The 15,916-nt window shown below is 69.6% G+C and carries 15 protein-coding genes; 8 read left to right on the top strand and 7 right to left on the bottom strand.

What is annotated here, in order from left to right:
* Window positions 1-45: 45 nt before the first annotated feature.
* Genes BM349_RS15470 through BM349_RS15480 form a run of 3 tightly spaced genes read left to right on the top strand, consistent with a single transcriptional unit; the run spans window position 46 to window position 3,602 of the window.
* Window positions 46-1,083, top strand: a complete 1,038-nt coding sequence (locus BM349_RS15470; protein WP_091708022.1) for an ABC transporter ATP-binding protein — start codon at window positions 46-48, stop codon at window positions 1,081-1,083.
* Complete coding sequence (locus tag BM349_RS15475; protein ID WP_091708024.1) at window positions 1,080-1,895, top strand: ABC transporter permease; 816 nt, start codon at window positions 1,080-1,082, stop codon at window positions 1,893-1,895. The genes BM349_RS15470 and BM349_RS15475 overlap by 4 nt, the downstream gene beginning before the upstream one ends.
* A 30-nt stretch (window positions 1,896-1,925) precedes the next feature.
* Window positions 1,926-3,602, top strand: coding sequence for a DUF885 domain-containing protein (locus BM349_RS15480; protein ID WP_091708026.1), 1,677 nt, complete (start codon window positions 1,926-1,928; stop codon window positions 3,600-3,602).
* 1 nt (window position 3,603) lies between these two features.
* On the opposite strand, the gene BM349_RS15485 is transcribed toward BM349_RS15480, so the two are convergent.
* The 4 genes from BM349_RS15485 to BM349_RS15500 are packed head-to-tail and all read right to left on the bottom strand — an operon-like array spanning window position 3,604 to window position 7,497.
* A complete protein-coding gene (locus BM349_RS15485) occupies window positions 3,604-4,608 on the bottom strand; it encodes an LLM class flavin-dependent oxidoreductase (protein ID WP_091708028.1) in 1,005 nt (334 codons plus the stop codon).
* On the bottom strand, window positions 4,605-4,979 hold the full coding sequence (locus tag BM349_RS15490) for a TIGR04076 family protein (protein ID WP_091708030.1): 375 nt from the start codon (window positions 4,977-4,979) through the stop codon (window positions 4,605-4,607). The genes BM349_RS15485 and BM349_RS15490 overlap by 4 nt, the downstream gene beginning before the upstream one ends.
* Window positions 4,976-6,223 carry an amidohydrolase family protein gene (locus tag BM349_RS15495; protein ID WP_091708032.1) on the bottom strand — a complete coding sequence of 416 codons (1,248 nt, stop codon included), beginning with the start codon at window positions 6,221-6,223 and terminating at the stop codon, window positions 4,976-4,978. The genes BM349_RS15490 and BM349_RS15495 overlap by 4 nt, the downstream gene beginning before the upstream one ends.
* Complete coding sequence (locus BM349_RS15500) at window positions 6,220-7,497, bottom strand: isochorismate synthase (RefSeq protein WP_254773935.1); 1,278 nt, start codon at window positions 7,495-7,497, stop codon at window positions 6,220-6,222. Before BM349_RS15500 ends, BM349_RS15495 begins: the two co-directional genes overlap by 4 nt.
* Window positions 7,498-7,553: 56 nt before the next feature.
* On the opposite strand from BM349_RS15500, the gene BM349_RS15505 reads away from it, so the two are divergent.
* The 4 genes from BM349_RS15505 to BM349_RS15520 all read left to right on the top strand — a co-directional run bounded on the left by BM349_RS15505 (window position 7,554) and on the right by BM349_RS15520 (window position 11,467).
* A complete protein-coding gene (locus BM349_RS15505) occupies window positions 7,554-8,144 on the top strand; it encodes a DUF402 domain-containing protein (protein ID WP_091708034.1) in 591 nt (196 codons plus the stop codon).
* Window positions 8,141-8,935 carry a demethylmenaquinone methyltransferase gene (locus BM349_RS15510; RefSeq protein WP_302848257.1) on the top strand — a complete coding sequence of 265 codons (795 nt, stop codon included), beginning with the start codon at window positions 8,141-8,143 and terminating at the stop codon, window positions 8,933-8,935. The genes BM349_RS15505 and BM349_RS15510 overlap by 4 nt, the downstream gene beginning before the upstream one ends.
* A 28-nt stretch (window positions 8,936-8,963) precedes the next feature.
* Window positions 8,964-10,019: a polyprenyl synthetase family protein gene (locus tag BM349_RS15515; protein ID WP_091708036.1), complete on the top strand. Its 1,056-nt coding sequence runs from the start codon at window positions 8,964-8,966 to the stop codon at window positions 10,017-10,019.
* Between the two features lie 74 nt (window positions 10,020-10,093).
* Complete coding sequence (locus BM349_RS15520) at window positions 10,094-11,467, top strand: FAD-dependent oxidoreductase (protein WP_091708038.1); 1,374 nt, start codon at window positions 10,094-10,096, stop codon at window positions 11,465-11,467.
* 4 nt (window positions 11,468-11,471) lie between these two features.
* Here BM349_RS15520 and BM349_RS15525 read toward each other — a convergent pair whose 3' ends face one another.
* The gene (locus BM349_RS15525) at window positions 11,472-12,773 is read right to left on the bottom strand and encodes an MFS transporter (RefSeq protein ID WP_091708040.1); all 1,302 of its coding nucleotides are present in this window, start codon (window positions 12,771-12,773) and stop codon (window positions 11,472-11,474) included.
* A 77-nt stretch (window positions 12,774-12,850) separates the two neighbouring features.
* Between BM349_RS15525 and BM349_RS15530 the strand changes: the two genes are divergently transcribed.
* Window positions 12,851-13,885, top strand: a complete 1,035-nt coding sequence (locus tag BM349_RS15530) for an alpha/beta hydrolase (protein ID WP_091708042.1) — start codon at window positions 12,851-12,853, stop codon at window positions 13,883-13,885.
* A gap of 4 nt (window positions 13,886-13,889) precedes the next feature.
* On the opposite strand, the gene BM349_RS15535 is transcribed toward BM349_RS15530, so the two are convergent.
* Together BM349_RS15535 and BM349_RS15540 are read right to left on the bottom strand one after the other, a co-directional pair.
* Window positions 13,890-14,582 (bottom strand): hypothetical protein, encoded by a 693-nt coding sequence (locus BM349_RS15535; protein ID WP_091708044.1) that lies wholly within the window; start codon window positions 14,580-14,582, stop codon window positions 13,890-13,892.
* A gap of 109 nt (window positions 14,583-14,691) precedes the next feature.
* Window positions 14,692-15,909, bottom strand: coding sequence for a hypothetical protein (locus BM349_RS15540; protein WP_091708046.1), 1,218 nt, complete (start codon window positions 15,907-15,909; stop codon window positions 14,692-14,694).
* Window positions 15,910-15,916 lie beyond the last annotated feature (7 nt).

A 15,916-nucleotide genomic window follows, 5' to 3' on the forward strand; every position in this document is an offset into this window, starting at 1 on the left:
GCCTCCCCGCACGTACACATCGATTCAACAGAAGGGACGTTCGCCATGCCTGCGAACAGCTCACCAGGTGACGCCATCGTCGCCGCCGACCTCGTCAAGGTCTACACCGGCCGCGGTCGCAAGACCGAGGTCCGCGCGCTGGACGGACTGAGCCTCACCGTTCCGGCCGGTCGCGTGTCCGGCCTGCTCGGACCCAACGGCGCCGGCAAATCCACGACGACGAAGATCCTCACCACCCTGTCCACGCCCACCGGCGGAACGGCGCAGGTCGCCGGGCACGATGTGCTCCGCGAGGCCGACGCGGTCCGCGCCGCCATCGGCTACGTCTCGCAGGGGTCGAGCACCGATCCGGTGCTCACCGCGGCGGAGAACCTCGAGATCGCGGGGCGCATGCGCGGCATGAACGCGACGGATGCCAGAGCCCGGGCGACCCGGCTGCTCGCGGAGTTCGGCCTCGCCGACGCATCCCGGCGTCGTGTCAGCACGTATTCGGGAGGGATGCGCCGCCGGCTGGATGTCGCGGCCGCGCTGGTGCACCGACCCTCGGTGCTGTTCCTCGACGAGCCGACCACGGGCCTGGACCCCGAGGCGCGGGCGGCGATGTGGGCGGAGATCCGCCGGCTGTCGGGCGAGGAGGCGCTCACCGTCGTGCTCACGACGCATTACATGGAGGAGGCCGATCGGCTCGCCGACGAGATCCTCCTGGTGAACAGAGGTCGCGCGGTGGTGCAGGGCACACCAGAACAGCTGAAGGCGCAGCTGCACGGAGATTCCGTGCGGGTGAGCCTGATCGAACCCGACCCCGCCGCAGTCCGCGCCGCCGTCAACGGCATCAGCGGCTTGCGCGATGTGGTCATCGAGGCCGCCGGTGTCGACGGCGTCCTCGCGGCGCGGACGGATGACGCGACCGCTGCCGTCGGTGCCGTGATCGGAGCGCTGGATGCCGCCGGCATCCGCTTCGGCCAGGTATCGGCATCCCACCCGACACTCGACGACGTGTACCTGCACTTCGTCGGTCACACCTTCGGCGACGCCTCGACAGCCTCGGGCACCGCCGACTCGACGATTGGAGCAGCAGCATGACCACGATCGCCCATCCGCGCGCGGTGGCCGCGCCGACCCGCTCCGGCTGGTTCACGCAGGCGGGCCAGGTGCTCCGTCGCTGGATGATCTCGAGCATGCGGCAGGCCTGGGGGCCGGTGATGTCGCTGATCCAGCCGATCATCTGGATCCTGCTGTTCGGCCAGGTCTTCGCGTCCCTCGGCGCGCTCCCGCAGGTCGGCGGCGACGGCTACATCGACTACCTGGTGCCCGGCATCCTCATGATGACCGTCCTGTATTCGGGTGCGTGGGCCGGCACCGGGTACATCGACGACATCAACTCCGGGGTGATGGACCAGTACCTGACCTCGCCGATCTCGCGATCGGCGATCATCTCGGGTCAGCTCGCACAGCAGCTCATCATCAGCCTCGCCCAGTCCCTCGTGGTGCTGGGCATCGGGTGGCTCGGCGGCGCGCGCTATCCGGGCGGAATCGGCGGGATGCTGGTCGCGCTCGGCGTCGCGACGCTTCTCGCTGCGATCTTCTGCTGCGCATCCAGCGCCGTTGCGCTGGTCACGCGCAGCCAGATCGCGCTGATCAGCCTGTCGCAGCTGATCGTGCTGCCGGCGACATTCCTCTCGACCGCGATGATGCCGGCGGCGCTGATGCCCGAGTGGGTCCAGAACGTCGCGCGCTGGAACCCCATGACGTGGGCGGTGGAGCTCGGCCGCGGTGGACTGACCGGCGTGTACCCCGAGTACGGCTGGTGGCAGGCCGGCGGCCTCGCGGTGCTCACGGCGCTCGCGTTCGTCTGGGCCGTGCGGTCGATCCGGGCCTACCAGCGCTCGGTCTGAGCGGCAGGGCGGCGTGCGTAGGCTGGGTCGGTGATCCGCACCACCGACCCCGTCCGCCGCATCGCGGATCTGTACGTCGCAGAGTTCGCCGCTCACGAGCCGGAGGCGGCGCAGGCCGCCGGCCTCCCGTCGCCCGGTCCGCTCGCCGACATCGGCCCGGAATGGCTGCAGCGGAAGTACGCCCTGCAGGGGGAGGCGCTCTCGGCCCTCGATGCACTTCCGCCCGAGGCCGGTGACCCGACCCTGCGGGCGGCGCTGCGCGAGCGGCTCGAGCGGGAGCGGCTGCTGTTCGACACCGGCTTCACGCCCCGTCTCGTGGCCGGTCTCGCAACGCCGGTGCATCTGATCCGCTACGCGATCGAGGGCCTCACCGTGACCGCCGACGCCGCCGGGGACGAGCTCGTCGCGCGGCTGGAGGCAGTTCCGAGCGGGGTGGCACAGTACATCGACGCGCTGCGGTGGTCGCGGGATGCCGCGGATCGCTTCAGCGGCACGGGCGTCGCGCCGGTGCGCCAGCTCGACACCCTCGCCGACCAGGTGCAGGTGTGGGTGGACGCGGACTGGTTCGGCTCGGTCCCGATCGCCGGGGCCGTGGACGCGCAGACCCGGGCACGCGTGCGCCGCGCCGCGGATGCCGCCAACGTCGCACTCGCGGACCTGATCGGGGTCCTGCGCGACGAGCTCAGACCGGTCGCGCCCACCGTCGACGGGGTCGGCGCCGAGGTGTATGCCGATCTCGCGGCGGCCATGCTCGGCGCGCGCATCGATCTGATGGACACCTACGCGTACGGCTGGGCCGAGCTCGAGCGCCTTGTGACGGAGGCGCGCAATCTGGCCGCGGGCCTCGGCGGCGGCACTGACGGTGATCCGGTCCGGGCGGCCGCGAGACTGCTCGACGAGGATGCGCGCTACCGGCTGGACGGGGTCGATGCGATCCGCGCGTGGCTCGAGCGGCGCGTCGACGAGACGACCGAGGCCCTGCACGCAGCCTTCGACCTCCCTGCCGGCATCCGCAACGTCGACTGCGTCGTCGCCGAGGCGTCCACCGGCGTCGTCTACTACACCCCGGCTCCGCCCGACGGCTCGGTGCCGAGCCGCATCGTGTGGACGATTCCGAGCGGCGTACCGGTGGCGGCGACCTGGCAGGAGGTGACCAGCGTCCACCACGAGGGGCTGCCCGGCCACCATCTGCAGTTCGTCGTGACCGCCTCCTCCCCCGACCTCCATCCGTGGCAGCGCCATCTGTGCCACATCCACGGATACGCCGAGGGATGGGCGCATTACGCCGAGCAGCTCGCCGACGAGCTCGGACTGATCCGCGACCCGGCCGAGCGCCTCGGACTCGTGCTCGGCCAGATCTGGCGGTCGGTGCGCATCGTCGCCGACATCGGGCTGCACACCGACTGGCCGATCCCTCCGAACCCGCTCGTCTCCGAGGCGACGTGGTCACCGGAACTCGCGCAGCGCATGCTCGTCGATCTCGCCCTCGTGGAGCCGCACCTCGCGGGGTTCGAGGTCGACCGCTACCTTGGCTGGCCCGGTCAGGCGCTCGCGTTCAAGGTCGGCGCCCGGCTGTGGAACGACGCGCGGGCCGCGCGGGCGGCCGCGGACGGCGAGAAATTCTCGCTCCGCGAGTTCCACCGCGACGCGCTCGCGCTGGGGCCGATGGGGCTCGAGCCGTTGCGCGCACAGCTGCTCGGCGGCTGACTCAGCGCTCGAGCCCGGGGAGCACCTCACGGCCGAGCAGCTCGATGCCTTCGCCGGAGTCGATGCCGTGCGGCGTTCCGAACTCGATCCGGTCTGCGCCGGCTTCGATCAGACGGTTCGCCTGCGCCGCGACATCCGCCGGCGTGCCCGAGAACGCGAACAGATCGAGCACGTCGCGCGGCACGAGCCGCCCGGCGGCATCTGAGTCGCCGTCGGCGAGGCGGGCGCGGATGCCGGGAAGCAGGTCATCGGGAAGCACGACGGTCGGGTCCAGGGCGGCCACCACGTCCAGGTACATCGCAACCTCGCGACGCGCATGAGCGCGGGCCAGGTCGCCGTCCCGATCGACCACCGTCACGGCTCCGAGCACCACGCCCACGGCGTCCGCCGGACGGCCCGCGCGCTCGAGGCCCCGCTTCACTCGCGCGCGGACGACGGCGACCATCGCCGGGTTGGCGCTGCCGCCGATCTTCACCTCGTCGGCGAGTTCGCCGGCCAGCGCCATCCCGAGCGGTCCCCACGATCCGATCAGGATCGGCACCTGCGAGCGCCGCACGGGATAGCGCAACCGCGTGCCGGGTTCGACGCGGAACACGGAGCCGTCGTACCCGCGGCCCTCGCCGTCGAGCAGGGTCCGGATCACGCCGATGGCGTCGCGCAGGTGCGCGATCGGCTTCGGCGCCTCGAGGCCGATCGCCTCGAGCCAGGACCCCTTGGCGAGACCGAGATACGCCCGCCCTCCGGATGCGGCATCCACCGTTGCGAACTGGCCTGCGATCTCGTACGGATGCAGGGTGTAGGGGTTCCAGCACGCACAGCCCAGGGTGATGCGCGAGGTGGCACCCGCCATCTCCAGAAGCGCCGCGACGGGCGGCTGATAGAGCAGGTCGGAGAAGACGCTCACCCCGTCGAAGCCGAGCCCTTCGGCCAGTGCCGCCAGACGTGCGTACTCCCCGACGGACTTGTCGGTCTGCAGCCCGAGCGAGATCCGGACCGGGTTGCTCACGTGAGCTCGTCGGTGGCGATGGATCGGGAGCCGGTGCGCACGATGCGCATGATGAGCCGCTCGTCGGGGTCGGGGCAGGCGACGAGGTCGTCCCGCTCGAGCCAGTCCCCGGGCGGCAGCCGACGCTGCTTCGCGGGCAGGAGCGGCATCACGGCCTGGAGGGCGTACATGCAGAAGTGACCGCCGTCGGGCAGGCACAGTCTGCTGCTCTCGACCAGATCGATGTGATCGCCGACCTTCATCCCGCACACCGACCTGCCCTCGATGCGCTCGACGATCACGCGGAGGTCGTAGAGCTCGGTGCGGGCCCCGTCGGCGGTCGCCGCCGCATCCGCCGGGGAAGCACCGCTGTCGTCCGGTTGTCGGTTCATCGGGCGCGCCCCTCGTCGTCGCGCACCACAACCCCGCCCTTCATGACGAAGTCGATGCCGCGCAGTGCATCGACGCCGGCGGTCGGATCGCCCGGCATCGCGATGAGATCGGCGAACCGACCGGTCTGGACCGTGCCGACGCGGTCGTCGGCGTCGAGCCATCGAGCAGGCGCCGCGGTCGCCGCACGCACGACGTCGGGCGCTGCGAGTCCCCCTGCCTGCATGTGCTCGAGCTCGCGCACGACGGCACTCGTGCCCTCGAAGTCCCAGAACGGCGGCATGTCGCTGCCGAGGAGGACGTCCACGCCCGCCTCCAGGGCGTACCGGTACGACTCCATATGCCGTGGTCCGGCGCCGAGCGACCGCTCCTGCATCCAGGCCGGCACGCCGAGATCATCGAAGAACGCGCCGGCCCGGGTCACGACCAGCGTCGGGACGAGCGACACCCCGCGCTCGGCCATCGATCGGGCGACGTCGGGGGTCAGTTCGTACCCGTGCTCGACGCAGTCCAGCCCGAGCTCGACGGCCTCGGCGATGATCGCGGCGGGTCCTGCGTGCGCCGTCACCTTGCGACCCCAGGAGTGGGCGGTCGAGATGGCCGCGGCCATCTCGTCGCGGGTGAGCTGCGGGGTCGTGATCTGCTCGTGCTCCCCGGCGATGCCGCCGGAGATCATGATCTTGATGAGGTCGGCGCCCGCTCTGATCTGGCTGCGCACGCCGCGCGCGAACGCATCCGCCCCATCGCACTCCAGGGTGTCGTCGGTGTCGTGCCCGTGGCCACCCGTGCAGCACAGGCCCCGGCCTGCCGTGAAGATGCGCGGTCCCGGCACGCGTCCGGCCTCGATCGCGCGACGCAGCGCGAAGTCCGCCCCGCCCTTCTCCGCCACGCACCGCACCGTCGTCGCGCCCGACAGGAGCGTGCGGCGCGCACCATCGGCCATGTAGAGCGCGAGCTCGTGCGGGTCGAGCGCGCTGACGGCATCGCCGCCCGCCCCGGGAAGTGACAGCGAGAAATGCGTGTGCATGTTGATCAGCCCCGGCATGACGTGGGCGCCACCGAGATCGATCACCCCGCCCACCCCATCGGTCGGCGCGTCGTGGGCGGCGACGATGTCTGCGATCACCCCGTCACGCACCACGACCGCGAGACCGTCCTGCGGTGTCGGGTCGACTCCATCGACGAGTCGCAGGTTCGTGAGCACGGCATCGCCGCGGGTCGGGAGCACAGGAATCGGACCTGTCATGCGAGGGCATCCACGATGGGGCGGAACTTGACACGGGTCTCGAGCAGCTCGGCTTCCGGGTCACTCCCGGCGACGATGCCGGCTCCGGCATGCGCCCGCAGCGGGATCCGACTCGAGGAGCCCGATCCGTCCAGATCGAACTGGGCGCAGCGCAGCGCGATCGCCCATTCGCCGTCGCCGTGAGCGTCGACCCAGCCGACCGGACCGGCGTATCGTCCGCGGTCGAACGGCTCGAGACGGCGGATGACCTCCAGCGCGGCATCTGTCGGCGTTCCGGCGACCGCCGCCGTCGGATGGAGCGCTGCGATGAGATCGAGGGCGGACGATCCGTCGCTCAACTCGCCCTCGACGTCGGTCGCGAGGTGGAACACGTTCGGCAGCTTCAGGGTGAAGGGCTGCTCGCTCGCGGCCAGCGCGCTGGTGTGCGGACGAAGGGAGGCGAGCACGCTCTGCACGGCGTAGAGGTGCTCGTCCTGGTCCTTCGCGCTCGTGGCCAGGCCGAGGGATGCGGCCGTGTCGGCATCCGCGTCGGCGCCACGCGGCGCGGTCCCGGCCAGCACGCGAGCCGTGACCGTGCCTCCCGAGACCGTGACCAGCGTCTCGGGGCTCGCGCCGATCAGGCCGTCGACGGCGAAGGTCCAGCAGTCCGGGTACCCCGATGCCAGCGCACGCGCCAGTCGGCGCAGATCCGATCCCGCGGGGACCGAACCGGCGAGCTCACGCGAGAGCACCACCTTGCTCACCTCGCCCGCGGCGATCGCCGCGAGGCCGCCGCGGACCGCGGCCTGATAGGCGCTGGGATCGAGTGCGCCCGGGCCGAGCGTCGCCGACCAGTACGGTCCGTACTCCGTGCGCGCCGGCCGGGTGTCGGGCGCATCGCCGGGTGCATCGATGCGGGAGATGCGGGTGACCCAGGAACGCCTGCCGCGCCGCCCGACGATGACCGAGGGAACGCGGAGGATGCTGCGCGCCTGCGAGCCCGCATCGAATGCGAACGCGCCGAACGCGACCAGGCCGGTGCCGGGCAGCCCGACCGGATCGTCGATCTCGGCGGCGGCCGCGAGGGCCCGCCAGCGCGGACCGAATCCGAGCCCGGCGATGCCGCCGGTGCCGGCGAAGGCACTGGCTTCTCCGAACGCGGCGATCGCATCGCCGCGACGGCTCCAGTACAGCGGCTGCGATGCAGTCGCATACGTGAGCACATCGTCGATGGCGTCGACCTCGCGTGTCACGGCCCGCAGGCGCGGCGTCGGCAGTCCCTGCGGGTCGGTCACCCATCCAGCCTAGAGTCGAGCCGGGTCGATGCGGGCGCGACATAAACTGAGCCGTGATGAGCGATCCCCTCGATACACCGCCGATCCGACCCGAACCCGGGACGCGGATGCTGTTCCGGTGGCGCAAGTGGGATGGCAGTCCGCATTGGATGCACGAGTGCGTATACCTCGGCAGCGATGAATGGGGCGACTGGTTCGGCCAGCGTGCGGGCTGGCGCAGCACGAGACCCGAACGCGACTATCTGGTCGACGGGCCGAATGTGACCCTCATGCCGCCCAGCGGCCTGTACGCCATGACTGTGAACGTCGCACCGCCCGCGACCTACCGCGTCTACATCGACCTCGGCTGGGATGTGCGGTGGGGCGAGAGCGATGGCGGCCTCGAGCCGACGGGCATCGACATGGACCTCGATGTCGTGCACGCCGTCGACGGTCGCGGAATCTGGATCGACGACCGCGATGAGTGGGACGAGCATCGGGTCGCATACGGCTACCCGCTCGAGATCGTCGACCGGCTCGAATCGCTCGCGATCGACCTCGAGCGGCGTGTTCGCGGCGGCATCGCACCGTTCGACGACGCGACGCCGGATGCCTGGCTGGAGCGACTGGCGGCACTCGAACCGCCCGAGCCTAGACTCGACGAGTGAACGCAGACCACGAGCACAACCGCGCCGACCTGCACAAGGACCCGGCTCGGGTCAGCGGCATGTTCGATCAGGTCGCGAAGAACTACGACCGCACGAACACTGTGCTGAGCATGGGCAACGACCGCATGTGGCGGGCTGCGACGACGCGCGCCGTCGCGCCCCGCAGCGGCCAGCGCATCCTCGACCTGGCTGCGGGAACAGGTGCCAGTTCGGTCGCGCTCGCCAGGAGCGGCGCGCAGGTGGTCGCCGCGGACTTCTCACCCGGGATGATCGCGGAGGGCCGGCGCCGTCACGGCTCCGGCTCACCGGACGGCGGCATCCCGAATCTGACGTTCGTGCAGGCGGACGCGACCGCGCTGCCGTTCGAGGACGCCGAGTTCGACACCGTGACGATGTCGTTCGGCCTGCGCAACGTGAACGACCCGAAGAAGGCTCTGCGAGAGCTGCTCCGAGTGACCAAGCCGGGTGGTCGTCTCGTGGTGTGCGAGTTCTCGCATCCGCCGTCGCGGTCGTTCAACGGCCTGTACCGCTTCTACAACGACCGGATCCTGCCGGTGGTCGCCAAGACCGTGAGTTCCAACGCCGACGCGTACGACTACCTGAACGAGTCGATCCGGGACTGGCCGGGTCAGCGCACGCTCTCGGCTTGGATCCGCGAGGCCGGATGGACCGACGTCGCGTACCGCAACCTCTCGATGGGTATCGTCGCACTCCACCGGGCGACCAAGCCCGAGGATGCGCCGAGCACGAAGTCCGCCGCACGGCGACCCGCGCGCACCCCGAAGGGGTGAGGGGTCCCGACCCCGGTAGGCTGGTCGGGTGACTCCCTCAGCGTCGGGCTCGCGGGTCGCGGGCAAGCTGGGCCTCACCGACCGCACATTCGCGGGGCCGCGGTCCCGCAGACTCCAATCGGCGGTCAAAGCCGGCCTCGCCGAGGTCGACAGCGCGCTGGAGCGGGAGCTCCGCGTGGCCGATCAGGTCGCCGATGCGGCGAGCCGCTACCTATACGACGCGGGCGGCAAGCGGGTGCGGCCGATGCTCGCCCTCATCACCGCTCAGCTCGGCGACGGTGCGAACGAAAGCGTCATCCAGGGCGCGACCGCGCTGGAGATGACCCACCTCGGCACGCTCTACCACGACGATGTGATGGATGCTGCCGACAAGCGCCGCGGGATCCCCAGCGCGCATGCCGTGTGGGGCAACAGCGTCGCGATCCTCACCGGAGACCTGCTGTTCTCGCGCGCGAGCCAGATCATGGCCCGCCAGGGCGATCGCGCGATCCGCCTGCAGGCCGACACGTTCGAGCGCCTCGTCCTCGGCCAGATGCACGAGACCGTGGGCCCTGCCGACGGGGAGGATCGCGTCGCGTTCTACCTCAAGGTGCTCGCGGACAAGACCGGCTCGCTCATCGCCGCGGCGGCACAGTCCGGCATCATCTTCTCCAACGGCCCGGCAGAGTACGAAGAGCCGCTCGTCACGTTCGGCGAGAAGGTCGGGGTGGCCTTCCAGCTGCTCGACGACGTGATCGACCTCTCGGACGACCCCGATGAGACCGGCAAGGTTCCGGGTACGGATCTGCGCGCCGGCGTGCCGACGATGCCGTACCTCGTCCTCGGACAGCGCGAGGACGCGGCATCCGTGGCCCTTCGCGCGCGAATCGACGACGGCGTGGAGCGCATCTCCGAGGGCGCCGATCCGGCGATCCTGGATGCCGAGCTCGCCGAGCTGCGCGAGCACGAGGCGACCAAGGCGACTCTCGACCTCGCGCACGCGTGGTCGAACGAGGCCGTCGAGGCGCTCGCGCCCCTCCCCGACGGCGCGGTCCGCGAAGCGCTGACGCGGTTCGCCCAGGCCGTCGCGGACCGATCCAGCTGACATCTCACGGGTCGCAGCCCTCCGACTGACTCTGGGACCGGCTCGGCACGTTCGCAATTCCCGAAAGGACCCTCATGACCAAGCTCAGGCTGGCCATCGTCGGTGCAGGCCCGGCGGGCATCTACGCTGCCGACATCCTGCTCAAAGCGGAGCGGAAGTTCGATGTGTCGATCGACCTGTTCGAGCAGCTTCCGGCACCCTACGGCCTTGTCCGGTACGGCGTCGCGCCTGACCACCCGCGCATCAAGGGCATCATCACCGCACTGCGGGAGGTGCTCGATCGCGGCGACATCCGTCTGTTCGGCAACGTCCGATTCGGTGAGGACATCACGCTCGAGGACCTCAAGCGCCACTACAACGCCGTGATCTTCGCAACCGGCGCCGTGCGCGACGCGGGCCTGGACATCCCGGGCATCGACGCCATCGGCTCGTACGGCGCCGCGGACTTCGTCAGCTGGTTCGACGGACACCCCGACGTTCCGCGCGAGTGGCCGCTCGACGCGGAATCCGTCGCCGTGATCGGCAACGGCAACGTCGCGCTCGATGTGTCGCGCATGCTCGCCAAGCATGCCGAGGACCTGCTCTCGACCGAGGTGCCCGACAACGTCTACGTCGGCCTCCAGGCCAGTGCCGTGACGGATGTGCACGTGTTCGGCCGCCGTGGTCCGGCGCAGGTCAAGTTCACGCCGCTCGAGCTGCGCGAACTGGGCGAGCTCCGTGACGTCGACATGGTCGTGTACGACGAGGACTTCGACTACGACGACGCCTCGAAAGCCGCGATCGCCAGCAACAAGCAGGTCATGGTGATCGACCGCGTGCTGCAGTCCTGGCGCAAGCGGCCGTCCATCAACAACGCCGGGGGAGAGGCATCCCGTCGCCTGCACCTGCACTTCTACGCGAAGCCGCTCGGCGTGGTCGCCGGCGACGACGGGCGAGTGGCCGGATTCCGGTGGGAGCGCACGCGCCCGGACGGCGAAGGCGGCGTGGTCGGGACCGGGGAGATCCGAGAGGTCCCGATCCAGGCGATCTACCGGGCGGTGGGGTACTTCGGATCGCCGCTCCCGGGTGTGCCGTTCGACAAGCGTCACGGTGTGATCCCGAACCACGAGGGGCAGGCGCTCCGCAAGGACTCGAACGACCGCGTTCCCGGCGTGTACGCGACCGGATGGATCAAGCGCGGGCCTGTCGGCCTGATCGGCCACACCAAATCCGACGCGATGGAGACCGTGCGTCACATCATCAACGACCAGGGCTCGTGGTGGCAGCCGATCGACCCGTCGGAGGATGCGATCCCCGCGCTGCTCGAGTCGCGCGGGGTCCGCTGGACGGACCTGACCGGCTGGCATCGGCTCGACGAGCACGAGATCGGCCTCGGGTCTCCGCACGGGCGCGCACGCATCAAGGTCGTGCCACGGCACGAGATGATCGACGTCTCGCGGGGCGAATAGCCGGTCAGCCCTGCGTCGACGGCTCCGACTCGTCGGTCGCCTCGTCCTCGTTGACATCGTGCGCGGTGTCGGCGGGCGAGTGCTGCGCCCGGCTCAGCAGCACGAACGGGATGGCGACCGCCGAGATGACGCCGCTCCAGATGAGCGACGCGCCGTACCCGCCGACGTCCGCGACGCGTCCGAGCACCGGCTGGAACACCACGCCCCCGCCCGAGCCCATCAGCGAGTCGAATGAGAGCACGGTGGCGCGCTGCTTCGAGGGGATCATGTCGTTGAGGTACGCCCGGTGCACCGGGTCGTCGATGGCGGAAGCGATGCCCCACACCGCGACGAGGACGATCGCGACCCAGAAGTTGCGGACCAGGCCGAGTCCGAGCAGGACGATGGCGCTCGAGATCGTGGCCAGCAGGATCGACGACGTGCGGTGGCGGAAGAGCTTGCGCACCCAGGGTGCCAGCGCCCCGCCGAGGATCGCAGCGCCCGACAGCAGGGCCGCCGCGAGCCCGGCGACCGTGTACGCCTCCTCGTCGCCCCACAGCTCGAGCAGGTAGGGCTGCAGCGCGTAGAAGACGTAGATCCCGACGCCCGCGGTGAACGGACTGGCGAGCATCAGCCAGCGCACGGGCGGATTGCCGAGGCCGTACTTGACGGACGCGCGGAACACCGTGCGCGTGGCTTTGATCGGGTTCTCACCGCGCTCGGGTGTGAACCCGATGTCGTGCATCAGCAGCGCGGCCACGACGAACATGACCACGAGCACGACCGCGCGGATCACGAACGGAACACCGAGGTTGGTCGCCTGCGCGATCACGCCCCCGAGCACCGAGCCCGACAGCATCGCGACGCCTCCCACGATCTGGGCGCGTCCGAAGACCGCCTCCAGGCTGCCCTGGTAGCCGGTGGCTTTGAGCGCATCGACGAGCCAGGCGTCGACGGCTCCCGAGAAGAAGGTGAACCCGAGTCCGAGCAGCACGGACACGATCGCCCACGCCCAGAACGGCGAATGCCAGACCCACAGCAGCCAGTACATCGCTGTCGTGACGGCCAGCGTGACGGTGCCGATGAGGTACGAGGCGCGGCGCCCGACGGTGTCAGCGACGACTCCGGTGGGAATCTCGAAGATCAGCATCCCGGCGGTGAAGAACGCGTTGGCCGCGAACGCCTCCAGATTCGACAGACCGGCATCGAGCAGGAACAGCGTGTTGATGCCCCAGATGAAGGACGCGGCCAGCGTGTTGCCCAGCATCAGCGTGTAGTAGGTGCCCTGCACCCTGCGCGGACTCGGCAACGATGTCGCGGTGCTCATCGAGGCGACAGTATCCCCGGCCGCCGACGCCGTCTACGGCACCCGGTGCTGGCCGGCCCGCTGGCTAGGCTGAGCGCATGGCTGAGCTGTGGCAACCCGACGTGCTGGGGGAGCCCTTCGAGCAGCAGACGCTCCCGCTCGGCGACGACGATGAGGGGCCCGTCGTCGCGACGATCGTCCGCTCGCTCGCACATCGTTCGGTGCTGTCGGACCTGCTCGGCGACCGGCGGCCGCTGCACGACGTGGACGTGCTGTACATCCACGGGTGGTCGGACTATTTCTTCCAGCGCAGCCTCGCGAAGTACTGGACCGATCGGGGCGCGGACTTCTACGCGCTCGATCTGCGCAAGTACGGCCGCAGCCTGCGCCCCGGTCAGACGCCCGGCTACATCACGGATCTGACGACGTACGACGAAGACATCGCGGCGGCGCTCGGTGCGATGGGGAGGCCGCTGGACGGCCCGCCTCCCGCGCGCCGGCTCGTCCTGGTCGGCCACTCCACGGGCGGACTGATCCTCAGCCTGTGGGCCTCGGACCACCCGGGCGCCGCGGTGGCGGTCGTGCTGAACAGCCCGTGGCTCGAGTTCCAGCTGAGCGCGATGACACGGACTGCGGTCGCGCCGATGGTCGGACTGCGGGCGCGCCTGCGCCCCATGGACACTCTCCCGCAGGTCGATATGGGCTTCTACACGCGAGCGCAGCGGGAAGTGCGCGATGCACCGCTCGAGGTGAATCTGGAGTGGCGGCCCGAGCAGACAATGGCGGTGCACAGCGGGTGGCTGTACGCGATCCTCGCAGGGCACACCCGCGTGGCGAGCGGGCTGCACATCGAGGCCCCGGTCTGCGTGCTGCTCTCCGAGAAGTCCGCGGTGCCGACGCGCTGGTCGGACGAGCTCACCCGGGCCGACACCGTCCTGGTCGTCGACGACATCGCGCGTGCGGCGCTGAACCTCGGCGCCTCGGTCACCGTCGAGCGGATCCCCGGCGCTCTGCACGACATCTTCCTGTCGCGTGCGGACGCGAGAGACATCGCCTACGAGCGGCTCGACCGCTGGGTGATGGGGAGCCTCGGCACGAAACGGCTGCCGCTCGCGCCGGGAACCTACCCGTGAGCGATCACTGCCGCCGGAACGGCGGGGGACCGGGCGGCGACAGCCGCCTCGGCTCATACCTCTGCCACGTGCCTCGGTAGCTCAAGCCCGTGTAGAGGAACAGGCTCGTGATGAGGGCTATCCCCACCAGCGCCCCCGTCGCGATCGCCCACCCGATCGCTCCGCCCGAGGAGACCACGATCGCGCCTGCGGAGAGCCCGAACACGCACCCGTTCACCACGAACAGCAGCAGGGCGGAGCTCCCCAGCAGGATGCTGACACTGCGCGTGCGCAGGAACGAATACGTCAGCTTCATCCCGTCCTGGTCGTCGTTCGCGGAGGCGAGGAAGTAGGGCTCGATCCCCGGATCCAGATCGACATACGCGCCCCGCAGCCGGTTCATCGCGACGACGTACATCATGTCCTCCTCCGACACGTTCATCACCCGGACCACGGTCATGAATCCGATCAGGCAGAGGAAACCGAGGATCGCGAGCATCGCCGGCGTGAACCAGTCGGAGAAGTCGGATGCCTGACCGAGCAGTCCGATGGTGATGAGTCCCGCCGAGACGAGGGTGAGGAAGATCGTGATGCGCGTGAGCACCTCGCTCTGGGCGGTGCTCCTGGCGGCGAGCAGACCCCAGTGCTCGGTCGCGAGGATCTGCGCGCGACGCCCGAGGACGGCATCCGATTCCGGCACAGGCGAGGGCTCGCTCATGCGTCACATCCTGCACCCGAGCGCGCGAGCGCGCGAGCCCTCGGACTCAGTCCTCCGTTTGCAGCGCCATGGCCCATTCGACGAATCGCTGCGCCGCATTCAGGGGTGATCAGTAGATGTGAAGCTTCTCCAGAAGCGCGAAGGTGTCGTCGAGGGTCTCGAAGAGGTCCTTGTTGTGCTTGATCATCTTGCTGCGCATGTAAACGCGCAGCCACTGCTTGTACATGAAGTTCTCGTACCGGTCGAAGCGCTCCTGCAGCGGCAGGTCCTGCTGCCCGAGGAGTCCGGCGAGGAACATCGCGCACTCGAACCCCAGTGAGATCGACTGGAAGTACGGTGAGCCGATGGCCGAGTCGCCCGCCAGGAACGCGGGTGCGTTCACGAACGGATGCTCCGCGCCGTCCAGCCCACGCCACTTCCGGCTGGTGACGTTGCGGGCGTGATACAGGTCCAGCGGAATGCGGACGATCTCGGTCTCGCCGAGGATCTCCCCACCGGTCTCGTGCTTGATCCTCTCGATGAACCTGTCCATCGAGAGGGTCACCCCGGGAAGGTTGTCGCGCAGCCACTGGCTGTCGAAACGGGACGGAATGGCCCGGAACTCCTCCTCCGTGATGTTCACGATCCCGGTCACGTGGCTCACGCCCTGGTCGTAGAAGGTCCGGTGGACGGCGGGGATGAACTTGTAGTGGTCGTTCTCGGCGTTCTTGTAGTACTTGCAGTACTCGTCGCAGACGTAGGTCTGGCTGTACAGGAACGTGATCACCAGCGCGTACTCGAGACGCACCTTGAAGAGGTTGGGCTGGGCACTGCTGAACGTGGGCGAGATGTGATCGCGCAGAAGGGAGCGACTGCCCGTGCAATCGATCACGATGTCGTCCAGTCCGACCATCGCCAGAGCGTCCTCGGCGGTCAGTTCGCCCACGATGCGCTCGACGGAGCCGGTGCCGCGTGAGTCGATCAGGTCGCTGAGGGCCTGCTCGATGGCGTTGAGCGGACAGAAGCCCAGCGTCCAATCCAGCAGAAGCAGCCTGAGGTCGGCCGGAATCGACTGCCGCGACGCGACGCCTTCGTCGAGGTCGGTGCGATCGAATACCGCCTCGACATTCTCGCCGTCGATGTAGTCGATGCAGTAGTCCTCCACCGAATCGGCGATCAGGTACGTGTCGAGCTTCACCATCCGGGTGCGCGTGTATGTGGATCGCTTCTCGTACAGCCGGATCGAGTAGTCACCCATCGTCTGCAGCAGCGCCGTCAGGATCAGGCCGACCGGACCTCCGCCGATCACGTGGACCTGACGCTTCGGATTCGACGTTTCGGGAGGCATCCGATCT

This window comes from Microbacterium sp. cf046, assembly GCF_900114345.1.
In the GTDB taxonomy this organism is placed as follows: Bacteria; Actinomycetota; Actinomycetes; order Actinomycetales; family Microbacteriaceae; genus Microbacterium.